This is a genomic window from Holzapfeliella floricola DSM 23037 = JCM 16512 (assembly GCF_001436605.1).
Lineage (GTDB): Bacteria > Bacillota > Bacilli > Lactobacillales > Lactobacillaceae > Holzapfeliella > Holzapfeliella floricola.
Genome location: NZ_AYZL01000006.1, coordinates 21,344 through 41,155, shown reverse-complemented (window position 1 = coordinate 41,155; position 19,812 = coordinate 21,344). Strand labels below are relative to the sequence as shown.

The 19,812-nt window shown below is 34.1% G+C and carries 19 protein-coding genes; all 19 read left to right on the top strand.

What is annotated here, in order from left to right; all coding sequences use genetic code 11:
• Positions 1–382 precede the first annotated feature (382 nt).
• The 19 genes from phnC (at position 383) to lacD (ending at position 19,804) form a co-directional block, all read left to right on the top strand.
• Positions 383–1,168 (top strand): phosphonate ABC transporter ATP-binding protein, encoded by a 786-nt coding sequence (gene phnC / locus FC86_RS00380; protein ID WP_056974053.1) that lies wholly within the window; start codon positions 383–385, stop codon positions 1,166–1,168.
• Positions 1,168–1,947: a phosphonate ABC transporter, permease protein PhnE gene (phnE, locus tag FC86_RS00375; RefSeq protein WP_056974052.1), complete on the top strand. Its 780-nt coding sequence runs from the start codon at positions 1,168–1,170 to the stop codon at positions 1,945–1,947. Before phnC ends, phnE (FC86_RS00375) begins: the two co-directional genes overlap by 1 nt.
• Entirely contained in the window at positions 1,947–2,756 is an 810-nt protein-coding gene (gene phnE / locus FC86_RS00370; RefSeq protein WP_056974051.1) for a phosphonate ABC transporter, permease protein PhnE, read from the top strand. Before phnE (FC86_RS00375) ends, phnE (FC86_RS00370) begins: the two co-directional genes overlap by 1 nt.
• Positions 2,757–2,778: 22 nt before the next feature.
• A complete protein-coding gene (phnD, locus tag FC86_RS00365; protein WP_056974050.1) occupies positions 2,779–3,702 on the top strand; it encodes a phosphate/phosphite/phosphonate ABC transporter substrate-binding protein in 924 nt (307 codons plus the stop codon).
• Between the two features lie 144 nt (positions 3,703–3,846).
• The gene (locus FC86_RS00360) at positions 3,847–5,040 is read left to right on the top strand and encodes a cation diffusion facilitator family transporter (protein WP_056974049.1); all 1,194 of its coding nucleotides are present in this window, start codon (positions 3,847–3,849) and stop codon (positions 5,038–5,040) included.
• Between the two features lie 59 nt (positions 5,041–5,099).
• Positions 5,100–5,585 (top strand): hypothetical protein, encoded by a 486-nt coding sequence (locus FC86_RS00355; protein ID WP_056974048.1) that lies wholly within the window; start codon positions 5,100–5,102, stop codon positions 5,583–5,585.
• Positions 5,586–5,719: 134 nt separating this feature from the next.
• Positions 5,720–7,048: a hypothetical protein gene (locus tag FC86_RS00350; protein ID WP_056974047.1), complete on the top strand. Its 1,329-nt coding sequence runs from the start codon at positions 5,720–5,722 to the stop codon at positions 7,046–7,048.
• Positions 7,049–7,124: 76 nt separating this feature from the next.
• Positions 7,125–9,080, top strand: coding sequence for an asparagine synthase (glutamine-hydrolyzing) (gene asnB / locus FC86_RS00345; protein ID WP_056974046.1), 1,956 nt, complete (start codon positions 7,125–7,127; stop codon positions 9,078–9,080).
• A 127-nt stretch (positions 9,081–9,207) separates the two neighbouring features.
• Entirely contained in the window at positions 9,208–9,753 is a 546-nt protein-coding gene (locus FC86_RS00340; RefSeq protein WP_056974045.1) for a helix-turn-helix domain-containing protein, read from the top strand.
• 116 nt (positions 9,754–9,869) lie between these two features.
• Complete coding sequence (locus FC86_RS00335; RefSeq protein WP_056974044.1) at positions 9,870–10,466, top strand: DNA-3-methyladenine glycosylase I; 597 nt, start codon at positions 9,870–9,872, stop codon at positions 10,464–10,466.
• 58 nt (positions 10,467–10,524) lie between these two features.
• Positions 10,525–11,091, top strand: a complete 567-nt coding sequence (locus FC86_RS00330) for a TetR/AcrR family transcriptional regulator (RefSeq protein WP_056974043.1) — start codon at positions 10,525–10,527, stop codon at positions 11,089–11,091.
• A gap of 24 nt (positions 11,092–11,115) precedes the next feature.
• Positions 11,116–14,274 (top strand): MMPL family transporter, encoded by a 3,159-nt coding sequence (locus tag FC86_RS00325; RefSeq protein ID WP_056974042.1) that lies wholly within the window; start codon positions 11,116–11,118, stop codon positions 14,272–14,274.
• A 175-nt stretch (positions 14,275–14,449) separates the two neighbouring features.
• Positions 14,450–15,325: an ABC transporter ATP-binding protein gene (locus FC86_RS00320; protein ID WP_056974041.1), complete on the top strand. Its 876-nt coding sequence runs from the start codon at positions 14,450–14,452 to the stop codon at positions 15,323–15,325.
• Position 15,326: 1 nt separating this feature from the next.
• Complete coding sequence (locus tag FC86_RS00315) at positions 15,327–16,175, top strand: ABC transporter permease (protein ID WP_056974040.1); 849 nt, start codon at positions 15,327–15,329, stop codon at positions 16,173–16,175.
• Positions 16,176–16,186: 11 nt separating this feature from the next.
• The gene (locus FC86_RS00310; RefSeq protein ID WP_056974039.1) at positions 16,187–16,639 is read left to right on the top strand and encodes a LytTR family DNA-binding domain-containing protein; all 453 of its coding nucleotides are present in this window, start codon (positions 16,187–16,189) and stop codon (positions 16,637–16,639) included.
• 11 nt (positions 16,640–16,650) lie between these two features.
• Positions 16,651–17,058, top strand: coding sequence for a DUF3021 family protein (locus tag FC86_RS00305; RefSeq protein WP_056974038.1), 408 nt, complete (start codon positions 16,651–16,653; stop codon positions 17,056–17,058).
• A 133-nt stretch (positions 17,059–17,191) separates the two neighbouring features.
• Complete coding sequence (locus tag FC86_RS00300) at positions 17,192–18,457, top strand: carboxylate--amine ligase (RefSeq protein ID WP_056974037.1); 1,266 nt, start codon at positions 17,192–17,194, stop codon at positions 18,455–18,457.
• 54 nt (positions 18,458–18,511) lie between these two features.
• Positions 18,512–18,715: a hypothetical protein gene (locus FC86_RS00295; RefSeq protein ID WP_056974036.1), complete on the top strand. Its 204-nt coding sequence runs from the start codon at positions 18,512–18,514 to the stop codon at positions 18,713–18,715.
• 90 nt (positions 18,716–18,805) lie between these two features.
• Entirely contained in the window at positions 18,806–19,804 is a 999-nt protein-coding gene (gene lacD, locus FC86_RS00290; RefSeq protein ID WP_056974035.1) for a tagatose-bisphosphate aldolase, read from the top strand.
• The last annotated feature ends 8 nt before the right edge of the window (positions 19,805–19,812 follow it).

Genomic DNA, 19,812 nt, shown 5'->3' with positions numbered 1-19,812 from the left:
TATTTTGAATTTTAAGTCCCAATAACATCTGTACATTTAAGTAGATTCAAGGTAAGATATTAGGGATTGTGTTTTGACTCAAAATAATGAAAGGTTTTGTAATATGAAATAATTAAAGAATGATTTGGAATCTTCTTTTTCAATAAGGAATTAAGGTGTCTTATTGAAAAAACTATTGTAATACATTTTGAAAAAAAATAAAAGTCTTTTATTGATTTTTGTTCAATTTTATTTGTTGAGTTAATGTTAACGTACTATTAATTATATGAACAATTTACAATGTTCACTTGGTGAAAATTATAGAAAAACGAACATTAAGTATGTATAATAGGTATATTGTTGGGTATTCCCATTTATTAAAATGAATTTGAGGAGTTTTTATATGTCAGAGGGTTCAAGTATGCATCCAATTATTGAATTGGCTAATGTCACTAAAGTTTATCCAAATGGTGTTAAAGGTCTAAATGATATTAACTTATCCGTAGCTAAAGGAGAATTTGTGGTAATTGTTGGTTTATCGGGTGCGGGGAAAAGTACACTTCTTCGTTCAATCAACCGTCTACACGATATTACAGAAGGTGATATCAAGATTGATGGCCAATCAATCACGAAAGCAAAAGGAAAGTCTTTGAGACACATTCGTCGTGATGTGGGTATGATTTTCCAAAGCTTTAACTTAGTTAAAAGAATGTCTGTTTTAAAAAATGTTTTAACTGGACGTGTTGCTTATTATAACTTCTTAAAATCGAGTTTGGGATTGTTCTCAAATGAAGATAAATTACGCGCATATGAAGCACTTGAACGTGTAGGATTAGAATCAAAATTATATAATCGTGCAGATGAATTAAGTGGTGGACAACAACAACGTGTGTCAATTGCACGTGTGTTAACACAATCACCTAAAATTATTTTAGCTGATGAACCCGTTGCCTCACTTGATCCAAAAACAACCACTCAAGTGATGGATGATTTAAGAAAAATTAATCAAGATTTAAAAATGACAGTGATGGTTAACTTACACTCTGTTGAGTTGGCTAAAAAATACGCTACTCGTTTTATTGGAATTCGTAACGGGGAAATTGTGTTAGATTGTCCAGCAAGTAAAATCACAGATGAAAAGATTAAATCTGTTTATACTGCTTCAAAAACAGAGGAGGCAGCTCAATAATGGAACAGTTACCAAAAAAGCCGCTTAATTTAAATAAATGGATTGTAACAGTGGTTATGATTTTGGGTTTTATCTATTCTGTTATGATCACTCAGCTGGATTTTACACAGTTATTTGCTAACTTAGGCGATTTTACCGAAATTTTAGTTAAAATGTGTTCACCAGACTGGGGCTATTTGGATAAAATTACAAATCCTCTGCTTGAAACAATTAAAATGTCCATCTTGGGAACTTTAATTGGATCTGTTATTGCATTTCCATACGCATTATTAGTGTCACAAAATATTGTCAAAAATAAAATTGTAACAGGTGTATTTCGATTTATTTTGAACATCATCAGAACAATTCCTAACTTATTACTGGGAGCGATTTTCGTTGCTATTATCGGAATTGGCGCCGTAACGGGGGTTTTTGCCTTAGCCGTATTCACATTCGGTATGGTAAGTAAATTGTTCTATGAAGCAATCGAAACAATTGATGAAGGCCCAATTGAAGCCTTAACAGCTGTTGGTGCTAGCAAAATGCAAATCATCCGTTATGGTGTTTTACCTCAAGTAATGAGTTACTACATCAGTTATGTGCTTTATGCATTTGAAATCAACGTTCGTTCTTCAACAATTTTAGGTTATATTGGTGCCGGAGGAATTGGATTATTCCTAGAACGTTCTTTAAGTATGTATCGCTATGATCGTGTCGGGTTAATTGTACTAGTGACTTTCATTGTCATTTTAGTAATTGATGAAATTAGTAACCGTTCAAGGGAGGCTTTGACAAAATAATGCAGTCAGTTAAACGTTTACCAAAACAAGAAAAATCAACAATTAAAACGGTCCGCAATATCGTTATTTTTGCATTAGTTTTTGCAATTATTATTTGGTCATTTACAGGTATTCCCTTTACAGGAATTAAAGAGCAAGCGGGAAAAATTACAGCCTCAATTTTTAATGGCTTAATTCATCCAGATCTTGACTATGTTTGGCGTGGAGACGGTGAAGATTTAATTAGTAACTTAGTTGCAACGATTGCGATGGCATTTTTAGGTACGTCAATTTCTGCTATTATTAGTGTGCCATTTGCTTTTTGGGCAGCTCGAAGTAAATATAAACATCGTTTTACCTCCGCTACAGGTAAAATTGTGTTAACATTTATAAGGACTTTTCCAGAAATTGTTCTAGCCTTAATGTTCATCAAAGCTGTCGGCCCTGGTGCTTTTGCCGGAGTTATGGCTATGGGAGTTCACTCCATTGGAATGCTGGCTAAGTTATTCAGTGAAGCAATTGAGAACTTAGATGGCGGAACAGATGAAGCAGTTATTGCATCTGGAGGATCAAAACTAAACGTCATGATGTTTTCAACTTTTCCACAAGTTTTACCTGAGTTTGTTTCAAACACATTGTATCGTTTTGAATTATCGATTCGTGCAGCTACAACTTTAGGGTTAGTAGGTGCTGGGGGAATCGGTACACCACTTGTGTTTGCATTATCAACACGTGCTTGGTCTCGTGTAGGTATCATTTTAATTGGGATTATTGTGATGGTAACACTTGTCGATTTTGTTTCAGGTAGCATTAGAAAACGTCTAGTTTAAAAATTATTTATCGGAGGATTTTATGAAAAAGATTATTAAGTTAACAGCACTTATTGGTGCGTTGTTAGTAACCTTAGGATTAACAGCTTGTTCTTCAGGTTCAAAAACAACTGAAAAACAAACTGAAGATCCAAAGAGTTTAACTGTTCAGTTTGTACCAAGTCGTCAAGCTGATACAATGGAAGCACGTGCTAAACCTTTGGCTGATTTATTATCAGAAAAACTGGGGATTCCTGTTAAAGTAAGTGTTTCAACAGATTACACTTCAATGGTTGAAGCAATGGCTTCTAAAAAAATTGATGTTGGTTTCTTACCACCTGATGGGTATGTAAAAGCGCATGATCGTGGTGCAGCAGATGTTTTACTTCAAGCATTGCGTTATGGTGTTAAACAACCAAATGGTCAATCAACAACTGATTTAGTTGATGGTTACCGTTCAATGATTGTGGCCAAATCAGATAGTGGCATTAAATCTTATGAAGACTTAAAAGGTAAGAAAATCGCTGTTCAAAATGTTACCTCAACTTCGGGTTACATGATGCCAGTGGCTGATCTTAAAGAAAAAGGCTTCGATGTTGAAAAAGATGCGCAATTAGTGACAGTTAAGGGTCACGACCAAGGTATTATTTCAGTACTAAATGGTGATACAGATGCAGCGTTTGTATTTGAAGATGCAAGAACATTATTGCAAAAAGACAATCCAAATATTATGTCTGAAATCACACCAATTTACTTTACTGAAATGATTCCAAATGACACAATTAGTGTTCGTTCAGATATGTCAGATAGTTTTCGTCAAAAATTATCAGACGCATTTATTGACATTGCTAAAACAGAAAAAGGTCATGAAATCGTAGCTTCAATTTATAGTCATCAAGGCTATGAAAAAGCTGATGACTCAAAATTTGATCTTATTCGTAAGTATGAAAAATTAATTAATGACTAGACTATTTTTTCATTGTTAGTATTTTGATACTAGCTATTACAACTAAAAAAGATACCCTGAAAAGAGGGTATCTTTTTTAGTTGTAAATTCAAAATGTTATACTAATAATAAAGCTAAAAAGTTCAAGAAATCAGGGTGGATAATATGGTAATGAAGTCTATTTTAGGTTTGATTGATAAAAAAACGAAAAATTTGTCAATAATTGACAGAAGGTCGAAAACCGGAACATATGCCGGAATTGTGGGTCTGATTTTAAATATCATCTTAGTCGCAATTAAATTAACAGTAGGGCTAATATCAGGTTCTGTAGCTATTATGGCAGATGCGATTAACTCATTGTCTGATGCAGGTTCTTCGGTCTTAACATTAGTCGGTTTTCATGTTTCAGGTAAAAGACCTGACTCTGGTCATCCTTATGGACATCAGAGATTTGAAGATATTTCAGGCTTGATTATTGCGGTTGTAATGTTGATAGTAGGGGTTCAGTTTGTTTTTGAATCAATTGGTAAAATCATTTCGCCAACCGATATCGATTTAAGTTTAATTTCTTTAATTTTTTTGGTTGTATCATTTGTGATCAAATTGTGGCAAGCGATTTTTTATTATAAATTAGGTAATAAATTGAAATCTAAAACATTAATCGCTACAGGAGTTGATGCAAGAAACGACTTGATTACGACTGGATCAATTATTTTCAGTTCGTTACTTTTTTACTTTTTAAATATTAATATTGATAGTTATTTGGCTCTAGTAGTTGCAGTTTTCATTGTTTATTCGAGCTTTAAATTGATTACTGAATCAATCAATTTATTGATGGGGTCTCGCCCTGAAAAGCAGTTGCTAGAAAAAGTTGATCAACAGTTAATGTCTTATCAAACTATCTTAGGCTATCATGATTTGATGATACATGAATATGGACCTAATCGAATTTATGCAGTAATTGATATTGAGCTTGATAGCACTCTGAGTCTTGATAAAGCACATGAGATAGTTGATCGAATTGAGCGTGATTTTGGCAAAAAATTTAATATTAATCTTGTTGCACACATGGATCCTATTGATATTCGCAGTCGAAAAGCGACACACATTATGCAAACTATTCGAGAAGTTATCAATTCATATGAAACTAATTTAAAAATCCATGATTTTCACGTGGAAACGCTTAAAAATAATGATCATTTGATTCGATTTGATATTGTTGTACCAAATGATAGTCCCTTAACTGATGATGAGTGGTTAGTTGAGATTAATCACGCGCTTCGTAAACGACTAGGAGACGTGACAGTTCAAATTAATTTTGACCATACTGACTTAGGTGTTGACCGTTCATTAATTTAACTGCAAAATGACGAAAAATTTGCTATAATTTATAGCTATAAATGCCCTAGGAGGATATTATGAGTAAATTAGCAATTTTGCAATTATCAGATGAAATTACAGAATCAGAAAAAAAGATTGTTAACCAAACAAAAGAAGTCGATTTAGCACGCATTTTTGAAATAATTGACGGATTAAAAGTTTTAAATCAAAAAGCAAGTCAATATGTTGATATGACACAAGATGATTACTATCAAAATGAATCAGACCATCGTTTAACACTTGAGAACATGAAGCAACCATTATCAACGTTGTCAGATCGAATTTTAACAAATCACGTAGATGGACTTCCTGAAGATAATCAACTAAACTTTGATTACAACCATGAATCCGTTTTAGAAGATAATAATTATGACCGTGAAATGGACTTTCATGTTTTATCTTACAGTTTAAAAGTTATTAGTGCAGCTGCAACAGTTGTCGGAATTGCCAATCTATCAAACGTATTATCTAAAGATGCGGCTATTTCAATTATCTTGGCAGCTTACAATTTACAAAATCGTTAAAAGGTCACTTCTACTGAAGTGGCTTTTTTATTATGATTGATTTTGTAAATCAAGCTAACCCGTCCTTGCTCTATGGTAAAATAAAATAAAGTTACCAAAAGTCTTTTAATCAAAACTACAAAAGAGGGAAACCAATGCTTAGAAAGATTCAATCTAACTTAAATAAATTAAAAAGGAAAGTCGATCCTTTTGATAATATGCAACGATTTACTAAAGTTGGACAGTATCATGTCGGGGCTGTTGAGGCGACACCTCATCGTCAAAATTACTATTTAGTCGTGAAATATAATAATCAAAATGTATTGAAACAATATTTAATTCCTGAGGATGAACATTTAGAACTCAAAAGTTATCAGAGATCATGGTCAAAGAAACTAAAACGATTTCATGCATTTGAGGAAATTTCATCAAAAAGACGTTATATTATGCAAGAAAATATTGAAAAGTTTAGTGAACGAGTTAAAAAGTTCATCCAGCCAAATACTTTTAATATTGGGTTGATTACAGATACTTTTGATAGACAACTTATGGCGTCTGAAAATTTAAAAAGTGATGGGTTGCAGCAAATTGAAGAATTTAATACATTAGGCGAATTGGGTTTATTAGATTTAAAAGTACATTTAGGAAATTGGATTTCTGGTTGTGATGAGGGTTATACATCGCAAAAGCGTTTAATTGATATGCGTAATGCTTTTCAAGATGGGCAAATCCCTTTTGTTAATCTAAAAGGAAACTGTGATGATAACGATAGTTACGACGAACAAGAACCCAAATGGCCTAGTTTTGGTGAACGTGAATTTGAAGATATTATGTGGCACAAAATGTATCAGCAAGAAGCTCTGAGTTTTATTTACTCAGGTAATGGTGTAAGCTATTATGATTATCAAAATTTCAGGATTATTTTTATTAATACTAGTGATTTACCTTACGATATTGATAGCCACGGTCAAAAGAGATTCAATACGAAAAAAACACTGGCCGTTAGAGAAGACCAAGTTGAAGAAATTATCGAAATTTTATCAATCAGCCATCACAAGCGCATTATATTTATGGGTCATAGTGTTCCTATTACTAGACGTGGTGACAATGCCTTAAAGTATAATGGCCGTACTTTACATGAATTATTTGTGGCATTTAACCAAAAAGCGATAGGACATTTAAGTAATCATGGTGTACCAATTGAATTTAAATTAGGCAATCAATTTGATTTTTCAAAAGTTGTGGATAGTCAGATAGTTAGCTACATTGGAGGCCATCATCAAACTGAATCCAATTATCGCTTGAATACAATTGACTATATTACTTTGAATACAAGCTCACGTCTTTTTAATAAAAAGCAAAAAAGAGAACTTGATACACCTAATGAAGTAGCAGGATATGTATTAAATATCAATCCTAGTCAAAATGAAATTCAATTATTTGGTTATGGTGCATCAACTTTTCGTAAAATTTTCAAAATATAGTCCACAAAATAACTAAAAAGGGTTACTATAGTTAATTGTGATAAAAGATATCAAGAAGTGCAGAGGAGAGATGAGTATGTGTGGAATCATTGCTTTTGTTGATCCAAAAGGAACAAACAAAGAGGGATCAATTACGTCAATGATGGATATGATTCAACACCGTGGTCCAAACAGTGGTGGTAGTTTTATTAATGAAACGGCCGCACTTGGATTTAGAAGATTATCAATTATTGATTTGGCGGGTGGAACTCAGCCAATTTATAACGAAGATGAAACCAAAGTAATTACCTTTAATGGTGAAATTTATAACTACAAAGAAATTCGTAGTGATTTGATTGAAGCGGGTCATGAATTCAAAACACAATCTGATACAGAAGTATTGCTTCATGGGTATGAAGAATACGGAATGGCTAAGTTGTTAGATAAAGTTCGTGGCATGTTTGCGTTTTTGATTTGGGATAGTGAAGCCAATCAACTTGTTGGTGCGCGAGACTTCTTCGGAATTAAACCACTTTACTACTATAATCGTGATGGTCAATTTATTGTCGGGTCAGAGATTAAGTCATTTTTAGAACATCCTGATTTCGTTAAAGAGTTGAACATTGAAGCAGTTAAGCCTTATTTAATGAATCAATATAACGATTTAGAAGAAACTTTTTTCAAAGGTGTTTATAAATTTCCAGCAGGACATTGGTTTACCTATAAAGATGGCGAATTGAATATGCACCAATATTGGGATGCAGATTACACACAAAATGATTTGAGTTTTGAAGATACTGTAGAAAAAATTCATGAAGTGATTTCTGAATCAGTTGATTTGCATAATGTATCAGATGTCCCTGTAGGAAGCTTTTTGTCAGAAGGAATTGATTCAAGTTATATCACGAGTATTTTGAAACCTGAAAAAGTATTCAGTGTCGGTTTTGATGATAAGACATACGATGAAGTTAAGAATGCACGCGATTTAGCTAACATGAAAGGCTTTGACTTTTATGAATCCCGTGTTAAACGTGATGATGTTTTGCGTGATTTTGAAGAAATGCAATATCATATGGATGAACCTGATGGTAATCCAAGCGTTGTACCACTTTGGTATTTAGCTAAATTAGCTAGAAAACATGTAACTGTTGCTTTATCGGGTGAGGGTGCAGATGAATTATTCGGTGGGTATGTAAACTATGGGATGCATTCACACAACACATTAATAAAGGTTTTTGCCAATGGATTGAAACGTCTACCTAAGAATGTGAAGACAAGATTAAGTCGTCGATTATCAAAATCACGTAATTTCAAAGGTAAATTACATTTATACACGAGTATTACAGAACCTAGTGAATATTACGTTGGACAAGCCAAAATTTATGACGCAGATTATCCATCAATCTTTTCTGCACAAGACGCTAACCAAGTATTACAACCGGTTTATCGTAATAAAATCACGGTCAAAAGCATTTACAAGCCTGATTTTGAAAAAGTGAAGTCGTTAGATTATGTGCGTCAAATGCAATATATTGATTTGCATCACTTCCTAGTAAATGACATTTTGCAAAAAGCAGATAAAATCTCAATGGCGCACTCATTAGAAGTTCGTGTGCCATACTTAGATCGCAAAGTTGCCGACTTTGCAAATAGTATCAAAACATCATACTTGGTAAATAATAAAGACACCAAGTATGCATTACGTAAAGCAAGTGAAGCGGTTGTGCCAAAAGAATGGTCACAACGACCAAAACTTGGATTTCCAGTGCCAATTAAGAAGTGGTTGAGAACACAATCTTTCTATCAACAAGTTAAAAAGTTATTCTCTGAAGAATTTGTTAAAGATGTGTTTGAACAAGATAAGTTACTTAACTTACTTGAACAACATTATACGGATGAAGCTGATCTGCAACGTCAGATTTGGACGATTTATAGTTTTCTTGTTTGGTATCGTGCTTATTTCATTGACTTTGAAGGCACGAAAGAAAAATATCGCCGCGTTCAACCTGAAGTCAAAGACATGATTGATCAAGGTAAATTAGTGAATACTTAATAACTTAAACAAAAAGGTTTCGATTTTTAAATCGAAACCTTTTTTGTTTGGACAAAATGTAACCAAAATGGTGCTAGGCTTGCTGAGCATACGTAGGTAAACTAGTAAGTAGTAAGGAGGTATTTCAATGGATGTAGCAGACAGATTAAAAACAATCAGACAGCAACGAAAGTGGTCACAGGAAGAACTGGCAAAAAAATTATACGTTACAAGGCAGACTATTTCCAGGTGGGAGACTGGGACAAGAGAACCGACCCTTAGTGCTTTAAAAGACATAGCAGAAGTTTATCAAATAAGTTTAGAGGAATTATTAGGAGGAGAATTAGTCATGAAGAAAAAAGAATTAAATTGGTTTGCTATTTTAGGATTAGTTATCTTTAATGTTGCATTTTTAGGTACAGTTGGCATTTTAGTTGGGTTAGTTTTATTTTCGTTATATTTTATTGGAACGATGAGTTTGATATCGACGATAGGGTTAATTCAGCAACTATTATTTCCATCACCGAACCAGACAATTGACATGGCAATAAAATATCCATGGTCAATTGCTTTGTTACCCATTATTGGTGTTTTACTCTTAGTTGCTGCAGTTTATGTCACAAAATTTTTAATGCGTTATGGTTATAAATATTTTAAATACAGTATGTCAAAATCTTTTTATGAAGTTAAATAAAAAACGATGTTTTTGTAAACATCGTTTTTTTGAACAGTTTTAGTTGTAATTAGGACTACGACCAAGTAGTAGTTTATGATGATAGAAAAGACCACAATTAATTAGGAGAAAGAATAATGGAAAAAATATGTAATTGGTCACAAAATGGCCATCAAAATATGGCGCAATATCATGATAATGAATGGGGATTTGCAGTTTTAGATGAAACTAAAACTTTTGAGTCGATGATTCTTGAAATAATGCAAGCGGGCCTTTCTTGGCAAACGATTTTGAACAAGCGTCCTGCGTTTAGACAAGCATTTTCAAACTACACTATTGAAAAAATCGCACAGTATAACGATTACGATGTTAAACAGTTAATTTCAAACAAAGAGATTATTCGTAATAAACGTAAAATCGAAGCAATTATTTCCAATGCACAATTATTGTCATTGCTTCACGTAGAAGAAGCGTTTAGTTTGAATGCTTATCTGTGGTCATTTTTTGATGATAAGCCTTTGATAATGAATTATCACACACAAGCAGATATGCAAGGATTCACATCTATTTCATCAACTATTAGTCGCGAGTTGAAGAAGCAGGGGTTTAAATTTTTGGGACCAACTATTGTACAATCTTGGCTAGAGGCGTTAGGCATAATCAATTCCCATCTAACCGCGTGTCCTGTTAAACAGCAGTGTGAAAACTTTTTTAGCAAAAACTACACATTGTAGTTTGACAACTTACTTGTGTAGGTGTATTATTTCAAATGTTAGTTAAGGGGGTTATGAAGTGGCAAAAAGAAATACCGTTGGTTATGACAGAGTCATTGAGATGGCAATTAAAATTATCGAAGATGAAGGTCCAGAAGAATTAACTTTTAGAAACCTAGCTAAAGCTTTAGATATTAAGTCTCAATCTTTGTATAACTACTTTAAAAATCAATCAGAATTACTTGAAGAACTAGGGACTCAATTTGTGAGATGGTTACATCAAGAGCTAACTGAAGGACTTATAGGATATTCAGGTAAAAAGGCATTGATAAAGTATGCTGAAATTATCAGAAATTATTTTTCTGAACGTGGTCAGTCGATTTCTTTAATTCATAAAGTTAAAAACTACGATAAGAGCTCTGACTTTTTTGTAGAAATGAAAAAAGTAATTGATTTGATTGATCGGATTTTGGATTCGATTGATTTGCATGGTGTGGATAAAACCTCTTTTGGTGAAGGCTACATCAGTCAAATCCTTGGTTTTTTACTCATCGAACAATTAGGATTTCTTGATCAATATGGATTACCTCATAACGATGAGAGTTTTCGTCAGATGCTTGAACTCTCGACTAAGATTATTGATTAATACATAACGAAAGGATAAGAAGTCATGAGTCAATTTTTCAAAAATCATTATCATGCACTTATTGGCTGGTTACTAGCATTAGTGATTGCAATTGTTGCATTGCCAAATGTTGGGGAATTAACCACTCAAAATTCTGCCATTAAGCTACCTGATACTGTTCAAACGCAACTCGCTGAAAAAATGAAAAATCAGTGGAGTGATTCTCAAAAAGATACGACTGAAGCTGTTGTGATTTTCCACAATGAAGGAAACGCACTTTCACAAGAGCAAAAAGATCGTGTCAAAGAAACTGTGGATAAGTTACGTCAAAATGGATCTGAATACGGCATCAAGAGTATGACAGCTTCAATGGATAATGAATACACACAAAAACAATTGATTTCACAGGATGAAACGACCCAATTATTACAATTAAATATTGATAAAAATCATGGGACACTTTCAGAAATTGAAAAGCAGTTGAATGAAGCAACCAAAACCGATGGTGTGACAACTTATGTGACAGGCGCAGATATTTTAACAAACGCCTTCAGTCAAAAAACACAGGACGGGATTAAAAAAACAGAGGTTATTGCTGTTATCTTTATCTTTTTCGTGTTGATACTAGTCTTTAAGTCACCGGTGGTACCGCTAGTTTCCATCGCAACGGTAGCAGTGTCATTTATTGTTTCCCTAAGTATTGTGACCAACTTAGTGGCACACTTTGGTTTCCCATTCTCAAACTTCACCCAAGTCTTTATGGTGGTTGTACTATTTGGGATTGGAACTGACTACAATATTTTGCTGTACGATGAGTTTAAGGATCAGCTCAGTCTGGGTGTTTCCAATTCAGAAGCCATGCAAGTAGCCCGTAAAAAAGCTGGGCATACCATTTTATATTCAGGAACTTCTGTTTTAATTGGATTTGCAGTTTTAGGTCTTGCACAATTTTCAATTTATCAATCAGCTGTTGGTGTAGCAATCGGAATTGCTGTTTTAATTCCGGTCTTGCTAACGCTAAATGCATTCTTCATGGTTGTACTTGGCAAAAAATTATTTTGGCCAGCAAAAAGTTTTGAAGGTCACTCAACCAGCAAATTCTGGCACATGCTTTCAAAAAATAGTGTTTTAAGACCAGTTTTAAGTTTGTTGCTAGTCCTTGTGATTATGTTGCCATTATCATTCATGTACTCAAATCATCTTAACTATGATGACTTAGATGAATTGGGTAATGATACGCCAGCTAAGGTTGGATTTGAAGTCGTTCAAGCTCATTTCTCAAAAGGAACCGCTGAACCAACAACATTGTATGTGCAAAGTGACCAAACTTTAGATAATACGCAAAATCTAAAAGATATTGACAGTTTGACCCAAGCAATTAAAGCTATTCCAGGTGTCAAAACGGTCACTTCTGCTACACAACCTGGTGGCGATCAAATTGACAAACTTTATGTTGATAGCCAAATGAAAACAGTTAATTCAGGAGTTTCTGAAGCACAAAAAGGTGCTAAAGATTTACAAACTGGATTAGTGGGTGATGGACAATCAGCTCAAAGCGGGAATCAATTGCCAACTGATTTATTAACGGGGGTTAATAACGCAAGCAGTGGGCTAACTCAATTGCAAAACGGTAGTCAACAACTTGTTGATGGCTTAACACAGCTAAATGATAAGCTAGCTAGCCAAACAAGTGGACAATCCCAAAGTCAAATCACGCAATTAGTTGATGGCTTGCCACAAATTAATTCAGCTATTCAACAATTAAATGGTGCTTTGCAAAATGCTGGGACTTCTGGTGTTGATACAAATAGCTTGACGCAAAAATTAGCTCAAGTAGCAGACCATACCAAAGCAATTGGGGCTGAATTAACCCAAGCAGGTCAAACCTTAACTGGATTACAAGCTGAGCAGCAACAACAAAGTGCACAATATCAACAAATGCTTAGCCAATTACCCGAATCAGCTCGCCAAGCTATTGTGCAAAAAGATCAAAAAGTGCAACAAGCGTTAGCACAAGTTGGTCAAAATATTCAAAATGCGGGAAGTCATGATCAACAAATTGGTCAACAACTACAAGCAGTTAGTCAAGATTCACAATTATCAGGCATGATGCAACAATTGACAACATTGAAACAACAAGTCCAAACACTTGCTGATAAATCAAATGTCGCATTACCTGGTGCAACTCAAGCACTTAACCAATTGTATGGTGGTTTAACCCAAGTTCAATCTGCTGTTGCTCAAGGAAACACTGGTGCCCAGACACTTAATGGTGGTCTTACAACCATGACTGAACAAATGCCACAAATGGTTGACGGTGTTAAAAAAGCAGGTGATGGTGCTGGTCAATTGCACACTGGTTTAGGTACTGCCTATGACTACTTGAACAATTATCAAAACTCAGCTTCTGCTAAAACATTCTATATTCCATCTGATCAGATTCATGGCGAAGAATTCCAAAAATCATTAGACACTTACTTGTCAGCTGACAAGAAGACAACAAAATTAATGATTATCTTAGATGAAAATCCAAGTTCTGATGAAGCTATTCAAAAGGTTAATGAACTAACCAGCCAATCAAAAGGTATCTTGCAAAATGGTTCACTCAATAATGCAAAAGTTGCATTTGGTGGTCAAACAGCTACAATTGCCGATACACAAAAGACAGCTAACGATGACTTTATTCGTACAGCCATGATTATGGTATTGGGTATTGGTATTGCCTTGGTTTTTGTCACACGTTCAATCTTGCAACCCCTTTACATTTTAGGAACATTGTTACTAGCTTTCCTAAGTTCAATGACAATTACTAAATGGGTGAGTGCAACATTCCTTGGACATGAACTATTAACTTGGAACACACCTTTCTTCACCTTTATCATGATTTTTGCATTAGGAGTGGATTACAGTATCTTCTTAATGATGAAATATCGTGAATTTGGTGCTGAAGGCTTACAACCAAGCGAACAAATTATCAAAGCTTGTGAAATTATCGGAGCAGTTGTGATTTCTGCCGCTATTATCTTAGGTGGAACATTTGCTGCATTAATTCCAAGTGGTGTTTTGACATTGATTCAAGTAGCACTAGGCGTGATTATTGGTTTACTAATTTTGGTCGTTATTTTACCAATGATTCTATCCGCTGCTATTCGATTAACTTATGAAACATTCAATTTTAAAAAGTTATTCAAAAAAGACAACTAATTAATTCAAATCTTATATAGACAACTTTAAAAAGACAAACGAAACCGACTCTCATTTGAGAGTCGGTTTTTTAGTGGCAAAAATCAGCCGCTTATCTGTTGATTTAGACCACTCATCGTTTTTTGAAATACAGCAGAAGAGGTTAATGGTAATCTTTGTCTTGAGGTGAGTAGTTATGAATTTAATTGAAGCAAAAAAATTAACAAAGTCATATAACAATCAAATAGTTGTCAATCGAATCAATATGAGAGTTAACAAAGGCCAACTAACTGCACTTTTAGGTACGAACGGTGCAGGTAAATCAACAACAATTGCAATGTTGATTGGCTTATTAAAGCCAACTTCTGGTGAAGTTAAGTACAATAGTGAAAATAACCGACCTGTCAAAATAGGTGTTGTCTTTCAGCAAAGTGTGCTAGATGAAGAATTAACGGTTAAACAAAATTTGAAAATAAGAGCAAAACTTTATCAAAATCAATCAACTGATTATTTTGAAAAGTTAGTAAAGGTAACAGGATTAACTGATTTTATGGATCAAAAATATGGTCGACTTTCAGGTGGGCAAAAAAGACGTGCAGATATTGCAAGGGCGCTTTTAAATCAGCCTGATATCTTGTTTTTAGATGAGCCAACAACAGGACTAGATATTCAAACACGGCAAGCTATATGGTCTTTTATTCAATCCCTGCAAAAGAACGAACAACTAACAGTATTTTTAACGACTCATTATTTGGAAGAGGCACAGTCAGCTGAACAAATTTATATTATGTCAAAGGGAGAGTTGGTAGGATCAGGCTCTGCAGAAGAAATCAATCAAACTTATTCAATGCCAACTCTAAAGTTAGTAGCTAAAGATGTGGACGCATTAAAACAACGATTGTCATTAGATATTGCCAGTGAGAGTAATCATGTTTTAACCGTATATCCAAAATCGGCAAGTCAGGCAATTGCAATTTTAGAACAGGTTAAAGCGTTTATTGTTGATTTTGAATTTAAGCCAGGCGATTTAAATGATGCGTTTGTCACGTTAACAGGAAGGAAGATGAAGTGAAATGTTGAGTCTAACTTATCGTAGTCTAAAATTATATTTTTGTAGTCGATCTAATGTATTACTGTCAATGCTTGGAGCATTAATTGCATTTGTTTTGTATTTGGTTTTTATCAAACAAGGGATGGTAGATCAATGGCAAAATATGCCAGCTAAATTAGCGTTGCTTGATAATTGGTTAATTGGCGGTGTGCTGTCAGTTACTGCAATTACAACGACATTTTCTAGTCTTAAACAGTTTGTTTTAGATAGGGAATCAGATTCGATATTAACAGACGTTAGTTACTTCAAAATTCAGATGAGCTATGTTTGTGCCTCAGCTATTGTGGGGTTGTTGATGCAAATAATGATGGCTATTGTAATGATGAATTATTTTGCAAATAGTGATCAGGTTACATTTGATTTGGCTTTGTTACCACAATTAATTATCATTATGTTATTAGCCACAATTTTATCAACAGCGATTAACTTATTGATTTTACAATTCGTCAAAAAAGTCAGTACGGTAGCACTATTAAGTACAATTATTGGGACAGCTTCAGGATTTTTAGTGGGAACATATATTCCACTAGGTGCATTACCTAGTTTTGCACAATGGCTTGTTAAACTTACACCAGGAAGTTACGTTGCGGCTTTGTATCGACAACTGCTAATGTCTGATTTATTGCAAAACAACTTGGGGAACCAACTCGATTTAAGACATGAAGTTGAGTTTAACTTAGGCGTTAAATATGATTTGTTCGGTTCACAATTGAGCACGTGGCAATATTGGGGTATCTTATTAAGTGTTATTGTGTTGGCTATGGCTTTAATTGCGATAGTATCAAGTTGGCAAAAACGTGAACAACGTTAGGAGTTGGAGATGTGAAGGTTGAATTTATACCAGACAAACAATTGGCCAAAGATGTGATTGAGCTCGATGTTCGTGCGTCTGAATTAACACCAAATGTTCAAAATTTAATAAGCCAGTTAATAAATTTAGATAATAAAGCAGCTATCATTCCAATCAAAGAAGAAGATTGCGTGATAATTCTTAAACCCAGCGATATTATTTTTGTGGATGTTATCTCAAATGAATTATTGATTTACACCCAAAATAAAACCTATCAAATCAAAGAACGGCTAAATCGGTTTAGTGAGCGATTAGGTGGATATGATTTTGTACAAGTTTCAAAACATGCATTAGTTAACCTGAATCATTTGATATCACTTGAAAATAGTTTTTCAGGAAACATGTTAGCGATTTTGACGGCAGATTATAAGACAGATGTCAGCCGTAAATATTTAGGTTTATTAAAACAAAAATTAGGAATTTAGGAGTGTGTTGTATGAAAAAATTGATTAAACATGTGAATCAGCTGTTAATAGGTGCATCAACAGCTTCTTTGATTTATATTGTTGCCTTAATATTGAAATTAGATGTGCCAAGTTTGACGATTCAAAATGGCCTAATTGTGGTTGGTCTGGGAGCAATTATTGGGTTATATTCTGCTGTGTTCGATAGTGAAAAGCTATCATTTTTAACAGCACTAATTTGTCATTTTGTTTTGACTTTATCCAGCGTATTATTTAGTTTGTTATTTTTTAATTCTTCAATAACAATTATTCAGGAGGTCGGTTTTTGGGTTAGCTTTTTGATGATTTATTTGATTATTTGGGGCGGTGTGAGTTTATATCAACGCATCAGTATCAAAAAAATTAATCGAAAACTACAAGATAACTATCATAAAAGATAAATTTTGGTTAATTTTAAACCTTTAAAATTGATTTTTTGTCATTAATTTGTTAAAAGTACTTAATATCTAATTCTTGTATGGTAAAATAGAGTGGAATTTCTAAAAACCAGATGACAATATTAAGGTGAACTAAATGAATGACAATCAACCAAAATTCACCCCGATATTACTTGGTAGTGATATCAATGTTTATGGAATGGCTCGCTCATTTCATGAAGCATACGGGATGAAAGTAAAAGCATGGGCATCAGGCAAGTTAGCAGCAACACGTTATGCTAATATTGTTGAAATTGAAACAATCCCAAATTTTGGGGATGATGAAGTTTTTATTGAAGCCATGCGTCAAAAAGCAGAAATATATAAGAATCACTCAGAACCAGTTATTTTAATTGCTTGTGGGGATGCTTATGCTGAATTACTATCTAAATACAAAGATGAATTAAAAGAAACGTTTATCGTCCCTTACATTGATTATGATTTACTTGAAAAGCTCAATCATAAAGATACATTTTATCAAACTGCTGAGGAATACGATTTACCTTACCCCAAAACAAAAATTATTGATGAAGCACAATTCAAGGATGGTGAGTATCAAACTTTACCATTTGATTATCCAATTGCATTAAAACCTGCTAATAGTGTAAAGTGGGCTGAAATCAATTTTCCAGGTAAGAAAAAAGCTTATACAATTCAAGATGAAGCAGAATTAAAACGCTCTTTGGAACAAATTTATGCGCACAATTACCGTGATCGTATCATTTTACAAGAGTTTATTCCTGGTGATGATTCAAATATGCGGGTATTAAACGCTTATGTAGATCAAGATCATCAAGTGAAAATGATGTGCTTGGGTCATCCATTGCTAGAAGATCCAACACCACATTCAATCGGAAATTATGTTGCCATCATTCCAGAATATAATCAGGCATTGTATGAACGTGTTCAAAGTTTTCTTGAAGCAATCAAGTTTACAGGATATGCGAACTTTGACATGAAATATGACCATCGTGATGGTCAGTTCAAGTTCTTTGAAATTAACTTAAGACAAGGTCGCTCGAGTTTTTATACAACTTTAAATGGTTATAACTTAGCTGAATGGGTTGTTAAAGATTATGTGACAGATGAATTGAAGTCACAACCAACGACATATGCGAACCAAGCAGGTAACAAGCATATGTTATGGTTGGGTGTTCCTGAAAAAGTATTTAAAAAATATGCCACTGATAATGAAGATAAAGCTTATGCACTTGAATTGATTCGTCAAGGTCGTGTTGGGACAACTGTCTTTTACGACAAAGATATGGGATTCAAACGTTTCTTCTTAATGAAGTACATGTTCCATAATTATATTGGCCGTTTTAAGAAGTACTTTGAAGAAAATAAAGGTCAAAATATCTAAAAAACGCAACTTGTTTGAGCAAGTGGCGTTTTTTTATTAGTTGGAGGTATTTAGATGTTCAAAAATAAAGTGGGAGTTATCATAACTTGTCTAGTGCTAGCTATTCCGCTAGCACTAATTTATAGTTTGGCATCATTATTGATGCATCCCCAAAATCTCAATTTCACAACAGACTTCATCCTAGCTTATGGTGTTATTTTACCCATTCAAACTTTGGCTATTATCGGGTATTTTATTCATCAAAACAAAAAGCATTAAACTCAGCCGTTAATTTTTGACTTGTTTAACGACAAGACTATAATAATCACCGTAAAATAAATTTATACATATAACACGGAGGCTTTTATTATGGTTGAAGAATTATCTTCAGAAGTTATGAAACACTTAAAGAAGTTATCAAATAGCGACAATGTTGTAAGTGCACTTGCAATTGATCAAAGAGGATCATTGAAGCGCATGATTGCATCTGCTGCTAACCAACCCTCTAATGAAACTGAAATCGTTGATTTCAAGAAAGCAGTATCCCGTGAGTTAACAAAATATACCTCAGCTATTTTGCTAGACCCAGAATACGGCCTTCCTGCATCAAAGGTTAAAGCTTCAGATTCAGGATTGCTACTGGCATACGAAAAAACAGGTTATGATGCAACAGAACCAGGACGCTTACCTGACTTACTTGAACATTGGTCAGTACGCCGCCTAAAAGAAGCAGGTGCTGATGCGGTTAAGTTCTTGCTTTACTATAACCCAGATGAAAGCGAAGACATTAATCAAAGAAAACATGCCTTTGTTGAACGTGTTGGTGCTGAAGCTAAACAATATGACTTACCTTTATTTATGGAAGTGGTTACTTACGATAATAACGTCACTGACGCTAGTTCAGCAGAGTTTGCTAAATTAAAACCAGCTAAGGTACTAAAATCAATGGCGGAATTTGCTAAACCACAATATAATGTGACTGTTCTGAAAATGGAAGTTCCTGTTAATATGAACTTCGTTGAAGGATACGGTGATGGTGAAGTGGTCTACACTAAAGAAGAAGCTAAGAAATACTTCAAAGAACAAAGTGAAGTTACAACAAAACCTTATATTTTCTTAAGTGGTGGTGTTAGCTTTGATTTATTCAAAGAAACATTGAAATTGGCTAAAGAAGCCGGATCAACATTTAGTGGTGTCTTATGTGGCCGTGCTACTTGGAGACCAGGTGTTCAACCATTCGCTGCAAAAGGTGAAGAAGCTGGAGACAAATGGTTACAAACTGAAGGTCGCCACAATGTGGAAGAACTAAATGCCATTCTTAAAGAAACAGCCACCCCTTGGACTAACAAAGTACAAGAAGATAAATAAGTTTCAAA

What these genes read in the sequence shown, in the direction of transcription:
- FC86_RS00315 (WP_056974040.1), top strand. Translation starts at nt 15,327, where the DNA reads ATGTTGAGTCTAACTTATCGTAGTCTAAAATTATATTTTTGTAGTCGA.
- phnD (WP_056974050.1), top strand. Translation starts at nt 2,779, where the DNA reads ATGAAAAAGATTATTAAGTTAACAGCACTTATTGGTGCGTTGTTAGTA.
- FC86_RS00335 (WP_056974044.1), top strand. Translation starts at nt 9,870, where the DNA reads ATGGAAAAAATATGTAATTGGTCACAAAATGGCCATCAAAATATGGCG.
- phnE (WP_056974051.1), top strand. Translation starts at nt 1,947, where the DNA reads ATGCAGTCAGTTAAACGTTTACCAAAACAAGAAAAATCAACAATTAAA.
- phnC (WP_056974053.1), top strand. Translation starts at nt 383, where the DNA reads ATGTCAGAGGGTTCAAGTATGCATCCAATTATTGAATTGGCTAATGTC.
- FC86_RS00305 (WP_056974038.1), top strand. Translation starts at nt 16,651, where the DNA reads ATGAAAAAATTGATTAAACATGTGAATCAGCTGTTAATAGGTGCATCA.
- FC86_RS00360 (WP_056974049.1), top strand. Translation starts at nt 3,847, where the DNA reads ATGGTAATGAAGTCTATTTTAGGTTTGATTGATAAAAAAACGAAAAAT.
- FC86_RS00325 (WP_056974042.1), top strand. Translation starts at nt 11,116, where the DNA reads ATGAGTCAATTTTTCAAAAATCATTATCATGCACTTATTGGCTGGTTA.
- FC86_RS00350 (WP_056974047.1), top strand. Translation starts at nt 5,720, where the DNA reads ATGCTTAGAAAGATTCAATCTAACTTAAATAAATTAAAAAGGAAAGTC.
- phnE (WP_056974052.1), top strand. Translation starts at nt 1,168, where the DNA reads ATGGAACAGTTACCAAAAAAGCCGCTTAATTTAAATAAATGGATTGTA.
- FC86_RS00340 (WP_056974045.1), top strand. Translation starts at nt 9,208, where the DNA reads ATGGATGTAGCAGACAGATTAAAAACAATCAGACAGCAACGAAAGTGG.
- FC86_RS00300 (WP_056974037.1), top strand. Translation starts at nt 17,192, where the DNA reads ATGAATGACAATCAACCAAAATTCACCCCGATATTACTTGGTAGTGAT.
- asnB (WP_056974046.1), top strand. Translation starts at nt 7,125, where the DNA reads ATGTGTGGAATCATTGCTTTTGTTGATCCAAAAGGAACAAACAAAGAG.
- FC86_RS00355 (WP_056974048.1), top strand. Translation starts at nt 5,100, where the DNA reads ATGAGTAAATTAGCAATTTTGCAATTATCAGATGAAATTACAGAATCA.
- FC86_RS00295 (WP_056974036.1), top strand. Translation starts at nt 18,512, where the DNA reads ATGTTCAAAAATAAAGTGGGAGTTATCATAACTTGTCTAGTGCTAGCT.
- lacD (WP_056974035.1), top strand. Translation starts at nt 18,806, where the DNA reads ATGGTTGAAGAATTATCTTCAGAAGTTATGAAACACTTAAAGAAGTTA.
- FC86_RS00320 (WP_056974041.1), top strand. Translation starts at nt 14,450, where the DNA reads ATGAATTTAATTGAAGCAAAAAAATTAACAAAGTCATATAACAATCAA.